Origin of the sequence: Mesorhizobium sp. M0306 (assembly GCF_040321655.1) — a bacterium.
Lineage (GTDB): Bacteria > Pseudomonadota > Alphaproteobacteria > Rhizobiales > Rhizobiaceae > Mesorhizobium.
In genome coordinates this window covers 97,928-110,000 of sequence record NZ_JAMYRY010000003.1, presented here as the reverse complement: position 1 = coordinate 110,000, position 12,073 = coordinate 97,928, and the positions used below count along the sequence as shown (strand labels likewise).

The window sequence follows — 12,073 nt, the reverse complement described above, 5'->3', positions numbered from 1 at the left end:
ATTCATCTGGCCTCAGAAAGCCAAAGCGAATGTCTTTCTAGACCAGATGATTCGCTGCGGCAACTATATCACCACCACCGTTGTTCCGATATTCACGCGTTCGTAAAGATCGACCACGTCCTCGTTGCGCATGCGGATGCAGCCCGACGACACCGCGCCGCCGATCGTCCAGGGCTGGTTGGTGCCGTGGATGCGGTACTCGGTCGAGCCGAGATAGAGCGCGCGCGCGCCGAGCGGGTTTTCCATGCCGCCGGCGAGATAGGTCGGCAGATAACGGCCCTTGGCGGCTTCGCGGGCGATCATCACCGTCGGCGGCCGCCAGTCCGGCCAGACCCGCTTGTTGGTGATCTTGTGGGTGCCGGACCATTCGAAGCCCGGCTTGCCGGTGCCGACGCCATAGCGCCGCGCCTTGCCGTTCTTCTCGACCAGATAGAGGAAATTCTCTCGCGTATCGATGACGATCGTGCCCGGCTTCTGCGGGCCGTCATACGCGACCTCCTGCGGTAGATAGATAGGGTCGATCTGCGGCCGCATCACCATGCGCTTGGCCGGTGCCTGCAGCGCTGCGGTGCGCAGCTGATCCGGTTCCGCCAGCCGCCGGTAGCGCCGTTGCGGCTGCACTTCTTGCCGGCTCTGCCGCACGATGCCCGGCGCATGGCCGAGCTGCAGCACCCAGGGCGCCGAAACGTCGGGGCTGACCACCACCGGCGGCCTCTCGGCATAGCGGTCGTTGGCATTGGCGGCGCCGGCCGCAAGCACGGCGGCGGCGCCGAACAGTGGGAACAAGAATATCTTCATCGCAACGCACCTTGATCGTCGAACATGCCGGGGTGCAAAGCCTCCCCGATTTCGCCGACATTGGGCGCGAAGCGGCAACCGAAACATGAATCGGAATGCGTAAAATGCCGATCTGTCAGTAAAGCTTTTGGTGTGGTTACCGCCGGGTTCAGGAATCTGGTAAAGCCGCGGTAAAGGCCGCGTCAAAACGCGTTAACGTCAAGACACGAACGGAATTCCGCCATGGACGAAAAGACAGGTCTGCTTGCCGGTGCCGACGGCATCGCCCGCTGCTTCTGGCACGGCAACCTGCCGGATTATCTGCACTACCACGATCACGAATGGGGCCGGCCGGTCGCCGACGACCGCCGGCTGTTCGAAAAGATCTGCCTCGAAGGCTTTCAGTCGGGCCTGTCCTGGCTGACCATATTGCGCAAGCGCGACAATTTCCGCGAGGCGTTTGCCGGCTTCGATGTCGACAAGATCGCCGCCTTCACCGATGAAGACGTCGAGCGCCTGGTCGGCAATGCCGGCATCATCCGCCACCGCGGCAAGATCGTCTCGACCATCAACAACGCCAAGCGCGCCCGCGAACTCATCGACGAGGCCGGCTCGCTGGCCGCCTGGTTCTGGAAGTTCGAGCCCGGACCGGACGAGCGGCCCGAGATCGTCGACCTCGCCCATCTGCGCGCCAATCCGACGACGGCGGTTTCGGTCCGCATTTCGAAGGAGCTGAAGAAGCGCGGCTGGAGCTTTGTCGGCCCGACCACCGTCTACGCCTTCATGCAGGCGATGGGGCTGGTCAACGACCATCTCGAGGGCTGCGTCTGCCGCGAGCCGGTCGAGGCGGAGCGGAAAGCGTTCAAGCGGCCGAAGTAGCGGCTCAGGCGCCGCCGGCGCCGGCCAGGAAAAATCCGGCGAGGATGGCCGCCAGCGCGGCGAACACCGGATAAATCACCAGCAGGCCGGTCATCAGCACGTCGCGCATGGTCGGCCCGCTGCGCTGTTGCGCCGCGATCTCGAACGGTCCGGCGATTTGCTTCGTCTTCGGCGCATAACCATCGGCCGGCCGCAGCCGGACCGAGACGTCGCGTGCGCCGCTATCGATGATGTCGAACTTCTGTAGCGTGGCCATAGCCCCGAACCCCGTGTTTCGGCGCGCTTATCGGCCCGGATTGTGTCGGCACGATGCCGCGCGCATGGCGCAATTGTTTCAGCTTCTTTTTCTTGCCTCCTCACGCAAGGGGAGCAGGGAGAAGCGCAAACCCTTGCCTTCTCCGGGCTGCATCGGTAGGACACGCCGACCCGAAATAAGTCACCAATTGCTTAGCAAAGTACCCATCCCATGGCCGACAAATCCGAAAAGATGAAAGCGCGGCTGCCGCGCGGCTTTGTCGACCGCGGCGCCGACGATCTGCGCGCTGTCGAGAAGATGATGGCGACGATCCGCTCGGTCTTCGAGCTCTACGGTTTCGAGCCGGTCGACCAGCCGCTGATCGAATACACCGATGCGCTGGGTAAGTTTCTGCCCGACCAGGACCGGCCGAACGAGGGCGTGTTCTCGTTCCAGGACGACGACGACCAGTGGCTGTCGCTGCGCTACGACCTGACCGCGCCGATGGCGCGCTTTGTCGCCGAGAATTTCGAGCGTCTGCCGAAACCCTATCGCAGCTATCGCTCCGGCTGGGTGTTCCGCAACGAAAAGCCCGGTCCTGGCCGCTTCCGCCAGTTCATGCAGTTCGACGCCGACACGGTCGGCACGCCGGGCGTCGCCGCCGACGCCGAGATGGCGATGATGATGGCCGATGTGATGGAGGCGCTCGGCATCAAGCGCGGCGACTACGTCGTCCGCGTCAACAACCGAAAAGTGCTCGATGGCGTGCTGGAGGCGATCGGCCTCGGCGGCGACGAGAATATCGGCCGCCGGCTGACCGTGCTGCGGGCGATCGACAAGCTGGACAAGCTTGGCGTCGCGGGCGTGCGCCTGCTTCTGGGCGCCGGGCGCAAGGACGAGAGTGGTGATTTCACCAAGGGCGCCGGGCTGGACAATACGCAAATCGACGTTGTCATCAGCTATTTCACAGTCATGGCGCAGCACGATCCCGAAAAAATTGTCCAGACACTGGGATCCATCAACCCCGGTCTCAGCAATCTTATCGAGGAAAGGAAACTCGAACATCTGGGCATCACGAACGCCTCGTTTGTCGAGGGCCTTGCAGAGTTGGAGCAGATAAGAACCATGGTCGCACAAAGCGGCTACGGTGAGGATCGCATCCGCATCGACCCCTCTGTCGTGCGTGGCCTCGAATATTACACCGGCCCGGTCTATGAGGCCGAGCTGCTGGCCGAGATCCCCAACGAGGACGGGCAGATCGTGCGCTTCGGCTCGGTTGGCGGCGGCGGTCGCTATGACGGTCTGGTCTCGCGCTTCCGTGGCGAGCCGGTGCCGGCGACCGGTTTTTCCATCGGCGTCTCCCGCCTGATGACGGCGCTGAAGAACCTCGGCAAGCTCGATACTTCCGATGTCATCGCGCCGGTCGTCGTGCTGACCATGGACAAGGACACGGAAAGCCTCGGCCGCTACCAGAAGATGGTGGCCGAGCTGCGCGCCGCCGGCATCCGCTCGGAAATGTATCTCGGCGGCGCCGGCATGAAGGCGCAGCTGAAATATGCCGACCGCCGCGGCAGCCCGGTCGCCATCATCCAGGGCGGCGACGAGCGCGCCAAGGGCGAGCTGCAGATCAAGGACCTGATCGAGGGCGCGAAGATGTCGGCCGAGATCGCCGACAACGCCGAATGGCGCGCCGCACGACCGGCGCAGGTGACGGTGGCGGAAGGCGAGCTGGTCGCCGAGGTGAAGAAGATACTGGCGGCGCAGGCGGCCGACCGGGCGAAAGGTGGCGCGTGAGCACCCCCCTCTGGCCTGCCGGCCATCTCCCCCTCAAGGGGGGAGATCAATCTCGCCGCCGCCGTCGCCAAGTTTTCAAAACAGCAAGCGATGCGCCGACCGCGAAGCTGCCAATCTCCCCCCTTGAGGGGGAGATGCCAAGTAGTGGCAAAGAGGGCAGGCCAGAGGGGGGTGCCTCGCGCCCCACATCCCCATGACCTCCCGCTATCCCGCCATCGCATCCGACATCGCGACGCTCTTCGCCGCGCGCAACACTCATGCGGTCGAAGTCGCTGTGCTGCAGCCGGCCGATCCGTTCCTCGACATGGCCGGCGAGGATTTGCGGCGCCGAATTTTTCTCACCGAAAGCGAGACCGGGCAGACGCTTTGCCTGCGGCCGGAATTCACCATTCCGGTCTGCCTCGACCACATTGCCAGCCAGGCCGGCACGCCGCGCCGCTACTCCTATCTCGGCGAGGTGTTTCGCCAGCGCCGCGAGGGCGGCAACGAGTTCTTCCAGGCCGGCATCGAGGACCTCGGCGACCGCGACACGGCCGCCGCCGACGCGCGCTCGCTGGCCGATGCGCATGCGCTGCTTTCGCTGGTGCTGCCCGGCCGGGAGCTGGCGGTGACGCTCGGCGACCAGACCATTTTCGAGGCGGTGCTGGCAGCGCTTGGCCTGCCGCGCGGCTGGCGCATGCGGCTGGCCCGCGCCTTCGGCTCGGCGCCGATGCTCGAGGCTGCCCTTGCCGACCTCGCCAATCCGCCGCGCAACAGCCAGCTCGCCGGCCCGGTCGCCGCCCTTGTCCTCGACGGCGATCTGGAAGCTCTTTCGGCGCATATCGCCGGCGGCATGGAACAGGCCGGCCTGTCGGCAACAGCCGGGCGTTCGCCGTCCGAGATTGCGCGGCGCCTGATCGAGAAGGCCGAGCTGCGCAGCGTGCGGCTGTCGAACGAGGCATTTGCGGCGCTGAAGGGGTTTCTGGCGATCGACGTGCCGCTCGATAGCGCCGCCCCGGCGCTAGAAACTTTCGCGGCCGATGCCGGGCTTTCGCTGGGGGCTGCGCTGGAGAATTTTTCTGCCCGCGCCGCGGCGATCGAAAGCCTCGGCCTGCCGATGTCTGAAATCCGCTACGACGCCGCCTTCGGCCGTCCGCTCGATTACTACACCGGCCTCGTCTTCGAGATCGCGGCGCAGGACGGCGACCGGCCGCTGGCCGGCGGTGGCCGCTACGACCGGCTGCTGACGCTGCTCGGCGCAAAAACGCCGATCCCCGGCGTCGGCTTTTCCGTCTGGCTCGACCGCATCGAGGCGCTGCGGGAGACGGCGCCATGATCACGCTGGCGATCCCGTCGAAAGGCCGGCTCAAGGAGCAGGCGCTGGAGGTGCTGGCCAAGGCGGGGCTTGCCGTCAGCCTGCCTGGCGACGAGCGCAAATACCGCGCCCGCATCGATGGCCTGGACGGCGTCGAGGTGGCGTTCCTGTCGGCCTCCGAGATTGCCGGCGATATCGGCCAGGGCTCGGTCGATCTCGGCATCACCGGCGAGGATTTGCTGCGCGAAAACCTCGCCGATTGCGAGGCGCGCGCCGAAATCATCGCCCGCCTCGGTTTCGGCAATGCCGATGTCGTCGTCGCCGTGCCCGACATCTGGCTCGACGTCGACACGATGGCCGACCTCGACGACGTCGCCGCCGATTTTCGCCAGCGCCATGGCCGGCGACTCAGGATCGCCACCAAATACTGGCGCCTGACCCAGCAGTTCTTTTCGCAAAAGCATGGCATCCAGGTCTACCGCATCGTCGAAAGCCTCGGCGCCACCGAAGGCGCGCCGGCTGCGGGATTGGCCGACATCGTCGTCGACATCACCACGTCAGGCTCGACCCTGCGCGCCAACCATCTGAAAGTGCTGGCCGATGGGGTGATCCTGCGCTCGCAGGCCTGCCTCGTGGCGTCGCGGAAGATGCGCGCCGCGGCCGACGAGGCGGTGTTGCGGGATGTTGCGGCCAGGATGGCGTCGCGGCCAATCTCCCCCCTTGAGGGGGAGATGTCGCCGTAGGCGACAGAGGGGGTCGGTTCGCCTTGACGCGACTCCCTTAACGACAGAACAGGCTGGTGCTCCACGCGAGACGACCCCCTCTGGCCTGCCCTCTTTTGGCACCACTTGGCATCTCCCCCTCAAGGAGGGAGATGAGCAGCTTGGCCGCTGGTGCCTGAGCGATTTCCCTATAACACAGCAATTTTGTTCTTGCTTTGTGCCGGCAGCTATGCTACTAATCCCGCTATGGTGCCAATTGGCCCCGAAGACCCGCCCGCCGAGGCGGGTTTTTTGTTTTCGGCCCTGACAGGCGAGTTCCAACCCCAGCCCTACCATCGACGGGATTTCCACCACCCCGCCGGGCTGATAGGCTCGGCCTGTCTGCGGAGGACACGGCGATGCCGATCAATCTCGACGAGTTGAAGAATGCCGCCAGCCTGCGCGGCAAGGGCGAGGGTGGCTCGTTCATTGCGCCGGTCGACGGCACCGCGCATGTCTCCGGTGACCGCAGCGTGCCGCTCCTCAACCTGACGATCCCGGCGCTGTTTGCCGACACCGTCGGCAAATACGGCACGCTCGATGCCGCCGTCTTCGTCGAGCAGGACAAGCGCTTTACCTGGGAGGAACTGTCGGACACGGTCGATGCGCTGGCCGCCGGCTTCCTGGTGCTCGGCCTCGAGAAAGGCGATCGCGTCGGCATCTGGTCGCCGAACCGCTGGGAATGGCTGGTGACGCAATTCGCCACCGCCCGCATCGGCCTGATCCTGGTCAACATCAACCCGGCCTACCGGCTGGTCGAACTGGAATATGCCTTGAACAGGGTCGGCTGCAAGGCGCTGGTCACCGCCGCCAAATTCAGGAGTTCCGACTATCTCGGCATGATCGAGACGCTGGCGCCGGAGATTGCCAAGGCCACCCCGGGCAAGCTCGAAGCCAACAGACTGCCGGCGCTGAAGATCGTCATCCGCATGGACGAGGAGAGTTCGCCGGGCATGTTCAACTTCGCCGACGTGCTGGCGATGGCCGGGCGCGACGAACATGACAGGCTCGACCGCATCACCGACGGGCTGAAACCGGACGACGCCATCAACATCCAGTTCACCAGCGGCACGACCGGCGCGCCGAAGGGCGCGACGCTGACCCACAACAACATCGTCAACAACGGCAATTTCGTCACTTCGGCAATCAGGCTCACCGTCGACGACCTGCTGTGCATCCCGGTGCCGCTCTACCATTGCTTCGGCATGTCGATGGGTACGATGGGCTGCGTCACCAAGGGCGCGACCATGGTTTTCCCGAGCGAGGGTTTCGATGCCGGCGCCACGCTGAAAGCGGTGGCAACGGAACGCTGCACCGCGCTCTACGGCGTACCGACCATGTTCGTCGGCCTGCTCGATCATCCGGAGTTCGCCTCCTTCGATCTCACCAGCCTGCGCACCGGCATTATGGCCGGCTCGCCATGCCCGATCGAGGTGATGAAAAAGGTGGTGTCGCTGATGCATATGGCCGAGGTGACCATCGCCTATGGCATGACCGAAACCAGCCCGGTGTCGTTCCAGAGCAGCGTCGACGATCCCCTGGAAAAGCGCGTTTCGACCGTCGGCCGCGTCCATCCGCATGTCGAGGTCAAGGCCATCGACGCCGAAGGCGCCACCGTCGCGGTCGGTGCGCCGGGCGAGCTCTGCACGCGCGGCTACTCCGTGATGAAGGGCTATTGGGACGACGAGCAGAAGACCCGCGAGGCCATCGACGCCGACGGCTGGATGCACACCGGCGACCTCGCCACCATCGATGCCGAGGGCTATTGCAACATCGTCGGTCGGGTCAAGGACATGGTCATCCGCGGCGGCGAGAACGTCTATCCGCGCGAGGTCGAGGAGTTCCTCTATCGCCACCCCAAGGTCAAGGAGGTGCAGGTGTTCGGCATTCCTGACCCGAAATATGGCGAGGAGCTGTGCGCCTGGATCGTGCTGAAGCCCGGCCAGATCACCACGGAGCAGGAGATCAAGGCCTTCTGCGCCGGCCAGATCGCCCATTTCAAAATCCCGCGCTACATCCGCTTCCGCACCGAATTGCCGATGACGGTGACCGGCAAGCCGCAGAAATTCCTGATGCGCCAGGCGATGATCGATGAACTGGGACTGGTGACGCAGAAGACGGCGTGAAAGACTTGCGTCTACGCGTGACGGAGGCGTTGTTTGGGCAACATATTGAGGGGGTGTTCCATGCGGATTGGGTTAAGCGTGCTTTTCCTGGCAACTCAGCTGGCAGCCACCGCGGCGCTGGCGCAGACGGCGGCCGAGCGTGAGGCCTGCCAGGCAGATTACCAAAAGTTGTGCAAGGGCGTGTTGCCGGGCGGTGGCCGCGTCGTCAAATGCCTGGCCGGTCACATGAGCGAGCTGACGCCCGAATGCAAGAAGGTCGTCAAGGCCAACACGCCCGGCTAGCGCGCGAGCTTCCCTGCGGGTGGAACGCAAAAAGGTGACAATGAGTGGTTTCGCAAGATCGGCGGTTTCCTACGGCATGCCGTTGGCCGCCCTGGCGATGGCTGTCGCGGTCAGGGCCAGCGGGGTGTCGGTGGACGAAGGGTCGCTGGGCACCAGGATATTCATCGGCGCGCTGTCGAGCGCGATCATGTTCATCACCATTTTCGTCGTGCTCGACCACGCCGAGGCGGTGGCCAGGCGGGTAGGCGAGCCGTACGGCACGCTGGTGCTGACCATCGCCGTGACGGCAATCGAAGTGTCGATCATCGTTTCCATCATGCTGCACGGCGCCAACAACCCGACGCTTGCCCGCGAATCCGTCTTCTCGACGGTGATGATCACCTCAACCGGCGTTGTCGGCATGTGTCTCACGCTTGGCGGCTGGCGTCATCGCAAGCAGGCGATCGTCCGCCAAGGAACCAGCGCCTATCTGGCGGTGCTGGTCGCGCTGAGCGTCATGACGCTCATTCTGCCGACCTACACGCGAACCACCGATCCCGGCACGTTCTCGGCGGCGCAACTCGGCTTCGTCAGCGTCCTTTCCGTGCTGCTCTATGCCGGCTTTCTGTTCGCGCAGACTGTCCGCCACCGCGACGATTTTATCGACGCACAAGCGCATGGCGCAGCAGCGCGAACCGACGCCCACGAAAGCATCGCCGCCGGCGTTGTTCTCCTGCTGATCGGGCTGATCGGCATCGTCATGCTGGCCGAGCAGGTCGCCGCCAGCGTCGAAGACGCGCTCGTCGCCTACCAGGTGCCCCAGGCCGACGCCATTGTCGGCGCAATGATCGCCGGGCTGGTCTTGATGCCGGAAGCGATTTCGGCGGTTCGCGCCGCCCTCAGCAACGAGCTGCAGCGCGGCCTGAACGTCGCGATGGGTTCGGCCTGCGCCACGATCGGCCTGACAATACCGGGCATCGCCGCCGCCAGCCTGCTGACCGGAAGAGGGCTGACCTTGGGGCTGCCGGCGACCGACACGGTGCTGTTGGTTCTGGCGCTTTTTATCTGCAATGTGAGCTTTAGTACGGAGAGAACGACGTTCCTGACCGGGCTGGTGCATCTGGTGGTGTTTTGCACGTATGTGTTTTTGATTTTTGTGCCGTGAGAGTGCTGGGTGCGAATAGGTAGGAAAACTGCTTGAACGTCTCAATAGGGCCGAAAGCGGACTTGCGGCTTCGAGGCTCGGAAGGCCAGAAGCGGACCTTCATGCCCTGCGTGCGTCGACGTGAACTGTGACCCGTCATTCGCTCGCGCCGATTGTAGCCCGAAAGTAGACCTTCCGATCACCTGTATCTCCGAGATCCTGCTTTGGCGTTCAAAAGGACATCCCGTGGGTCAAAGCGGCCGAAAACGCGCTGTCGCGGAAGGCGTCCGAGAACCGAGTCTTTCTCAGCCGCCGTAAAGATAGTTCGGAAGCCAGAGCGCCATGCCGGGCCAGATATACATGAGGATCATGCAGAGGATGACGATCAGCATGTAAGGCATCATGCCTGCGAATATCTGGTTGAGGGTGACGTGCGGTGGGGAAACGCCCTTGAGATAGAACGCCGACATCGCTACCGGGGGTGACAAGAACGCCGCTTGCAAATTCACGAAGACGAGAACCCCCCAGAGGATCGGGTCGATGTTGAAGTGCTTCAACATCGGCAGGAAGATCGGCACGAAGATGATGATGATTTCGGTCCATTCGAGCGGCCAACCGAGAATGAATATGATCGCTTGAGACAGGATCATGAACTGCACGGGCGACAAGTCGAGCGACAGCACCCATTGCTCGAGAAGTGCCTGGCCGCCGAGGATCGCAAAAACGGCGGAGAACAGCGCCGAGCCGACAAAGAGCCAGCAAACCATGGCTGTGGTCTTCGCCGTCAGGAACACTGCTTCCTTGATGCGCTTCCAGTCGAGCGTTCGGGCCTGGAACGCCAGCAGAAAGGCACCAGCGGCGCCGACTGCCGCGGACTCGGTCGCCGTCGTGATTCCGAATAGGATGACGCCGAGCACGACGACGGTAAGTATGCCCAGCGGCATGACCGACGAGACCAGGAGCTTCAGGATCTCGAGCCGTTCGGCGGTCATGTTCCGGTAGTAGCGGACGAGCACCACCGCGGCGAGTGCCGCGATGATGCCGAAGGTGACGTAGAAGCTGGTTGCCGGCCCTGCATCCACCGCGGGTGCGCCGAGTTCCTCCACCGCCGGAGCACCGAGCTGCTCCAATCCGGCTGGAGCTTCGACGTCGGCCGATGCTTGCGGATAGATGACGACATACCACCACACCAGCAAGAGGGTGAGTACTATCAAGGCGAAGGGCACCAGCGCAGCGCAGAAATTCTTGAACAGCTTCCAATATGTGAGGCGTCCGCTCTCCGTCTCGAGCGCCGTCGCCTTGGACGGCGAGAACAATGCGGAAAGAAGTCCAACAAGCATGTTGCGCGAGTAAACTGTCTGAAAGCTTCGCATCCACGCCGGCACCGGGACCCTTGTTTGATCCTCCGGCAAAGGCGGGGCGATCTTCGGATTGATTATCGCCCAGCCAAGAATGTAGACGAGATAAAGGAAAGCGAGGAAAAAACCGGGGAACATCGCCGCGGCATAGAGCTTCACGATGGACTGGCCTGCAACCGCCGCATAGACGATGATCATGACCGAGGGCGGGATCAGGATGCCCAGCGTGCCGCCCGCGGTGATCACGCCGGAAGCGAGCTTCACATCGTATCCGGCGCGCAGCATCGGATTGAAGGCAATCACCCCCATCAGGACCACAACGGCGCCGACGAGGCCACTGGCGATGCCCCAGAAGGTGCAGACGATAAGCGTAGCAATGGCCAGCGACGCCGGTACCCGTCGGAACGAAAGCTGGATGCTGTAGAACATCTTGTCGACCAGCGCCCCGCGTTCCATCACATATCCCATGAGCACGAAAAGCGGGATGGAGATCAGGACGTCATTGGTCATTGCCCCATAAGTGCGCTCGACCATCAGATCGAAGACGCGGTTGTCGATCCAGTGCTCCGCCGGGTTGTAGAACGCATAGAACCCGAAAAACATGCCAAGGCCCATCAGCGTGAAGGCTGTCGGGAAACCCATGACGATGACGACCACGATGAGCATGAGCATCGTGAGTCCGAGGGCTGGATCGCTCAACTCTGCAGGTCTCCACCCATTCCGCGCTGGCGTGCTTCCTCGTCTATCTTTTGTGCGCGCTCGATGGCGGTCTTGCGCGTCCCTTCATCCACATATTCGCTGAGCGCGAGCTGTCCCTCCACGACGTCGATCTCTGCAACGTCCTTGCGCCGGCTGGGCCATTGCCCAGTCCTGAGACAGACGATGCAGCGCACGATTTCGGCCACGCCCTGGAGCATCACCAGGGCGCCGGCCAGCGGAATGACCGATTTGAATTGGTAGATCGGCGGACCCTCCGCTGTCACGGTCGAATGCTCCCCGATCCGCCATGAAATCGCGGCATAGTCGTAGCCTGCATAGACGAGGGCCGCGATCCCCGGCAGGAAGAAAACCACGTACAGCAAAAGATCGAGCGCGGCTTGGATCCGGGGTCGCATCGAGCTGTAGAGAAAGTCGCCGCGCACATGGGCATTCTGCGCCAGCGCATAGGCTCCGGCGAGCATGAACAGCGAGCCGTACAACATGTTGCTGGCGTCGAATATCCACGCCGTGGGCATGTTCAGGATGTAGCGCTTGAAGACCTCGGCGCAGACCAGCGTCATCAGCCCGATGATCAGCCACGCCGCGGCCTTGCCGACCCACGCGCTGATTGCATCGACTGTATTCAGGAACTGCTGGACGTTCATGCGAGGCAGCCGGATGGCCAGAGTGTTGGCCAGAGTGAGTGTCGGTAAGAAGGCAAGGCACCGTTCGGTCATGGCCCCGA

The 12,073-nt window shown here is 63.5% G+C and carries 11 protein-coding genes; 7 read left to right on the top strand and 4 right to left on the bottom strand.

From position 1 onward, the window contains the following. Positions 1-63: 63 nt before the first annotated feature. Positions 64-798 carry a L,D-transpeptidase gene (locus tag NKI95_RS07425; protein WP_352715428.1) on the bottom strand — a complete coding sequence of 245 codons (735 nt, stop codon included), beginning with the start codon at positions 796-798 and terminating at the stop codon, positions 64-66. Positions 799-1,020: 222 nt separating this feature from the next. Here NKI95_RS07425 and NKI95_RS07420 point away from each other — a divergent pair, with 222 nt between their 5' ends. Further along, positions 1,021-1,656, top strand: coding sequence for a DNA-3-methyladenine glycosylase I (locus NKI95_RS07420; protein WP_352715425.1), 636 nt, complete (start codon positions 1,021-1,023; stop codon positions 1,654-1,656). 4 nt (positions 1,657-1,660) lie between these two features. Here the strand turns inward: NKI95_RS07420 and NKI95_RS07415 are convergent, their stop codons facing one another. Then, positions 1,661-1,912 (bottom strand): hypothetical protein, encoded by a 252-nt coding sequence (locus tag NKI95_RS07415; protein WP_352715422.1) that lies wholly within the window; start codon positions 1,910-1,912, stop codon positions 1,661-1,663. A gap of 210 nt (positions 1,913-2,122) precedes the next feature. Here NKI95_RS07415 and hisS point away from each other — a divergent pair, with 210 nt between their 5' ends. The 6 genes from hisS to NKI95_RS07385 all read left to right on the top strand — a co-directional run bounded on the left by hisS (position 2,123) and on the right by NKI95_RS07385 (position 9,292). Further along, a complete protein-coding gene (gene hisS / locus NKI95_RS07410; protein WP_352715419.1) occupies positions 2,123-3,685 on the top strand; it encodes a histidine--tRNA ligase in 1,563 nt (520 codons plus the stop codon). A gap of 193 nt (positions 3,686-3,878) precedes the next feature. Further along, positions 3,879-5,000, top strand: coding sequence for an ATP phosphoribosyltransferase regulatory subunit (locus NKI95_RS07405; RefSeq protein ID WP_352715416.1), 1,122 nt, complete (start codon positions 3,879-3,881; stop codon positions 4,998-5,000). Beyond that, a complete protein-coding gene (gene hisG / locus NKI95_RS07400) occupies positions 4,997-5,722 on the top strand; it encodes an ATP phosphoribosyltransferase (RefSeq protein WP_352715413.1) in 726 nt (241 codons plus the stop codon). Before NKI95_RS07405 ends, hisG begins: the two co-directional genes overlap by 4 nt. Positions 5,723-6,099: 377 nt before the next feature. Further along, positions 6,100-7,866: an AMP-binding protein gene (locus tag NKI95_RS07395; RefSeq protein WP_352715411.1), complete on the top strand. Its 1,767-nt coding sequence runs from the start codon at positions 6,100-6,102 to the stop codon at positions 7,864-7,866. 60 nt (positions 7,867-7,926) lie between these two features. Beyond that, the gene (locus NKI95_RS07390) at positions 7,927-8,148 is read left to right on the top strand and encodes a cysteine rich repeat-containing protein (RefSeq protein ID WP_352715409.1); all 222 of its coding nucleotides are present in this window, start codon (positions 7,927-7,929) and stop codon (positions 8,146-8,148) included. 40 nt (positions 8,149-8,188) lie between these two features. Next, positions 8,189-9,292, top strand: a complete 1,104-nt coding sequence (locus tag NKI95_RS07385; protein ID WP_352715406.1) for a calcium:cation antiporter — start codon at positions 8,189-8,191, stop codon at positions 9,290-9,292. Positions 9,293-9,576: 284 nt separating this feature from the next. Here the strand turns inward: NKI95_RS07385 and NKI95_RS07380 are convergent, their stop codons facing one another. Both NKI95_RS07380 and NKI95_RS07375 read right to left on the bottom strand, forming a co-directional pair. Beyond that, positions 9,577-11,328, bottom strand: coding sequence for a TRAP transporter large permease (locus tag NKI95_RS07380; RefSeq protein WP_292663634.1), 1,752 nt, complete (start codon positions 11,326-11,328; stop codon positions 9,577-9,579). Continuing rightward, complete coding sequence (locus NKI95_RS07375; protein WP_292663631.1) at positions 11,325-11,993, bottom strand: TRAP transporter small permease subunit; 669 nt, start codon at positions 11,991-11,993, stop codon at positions 11,325-11,327. Before NKI95_RS07375 ends, NKI95_RS07380 begins: the two co-directional genes overlap by 4 nt. Positions 11,994-12,073 lie beyond the last annotated feature (80 nt).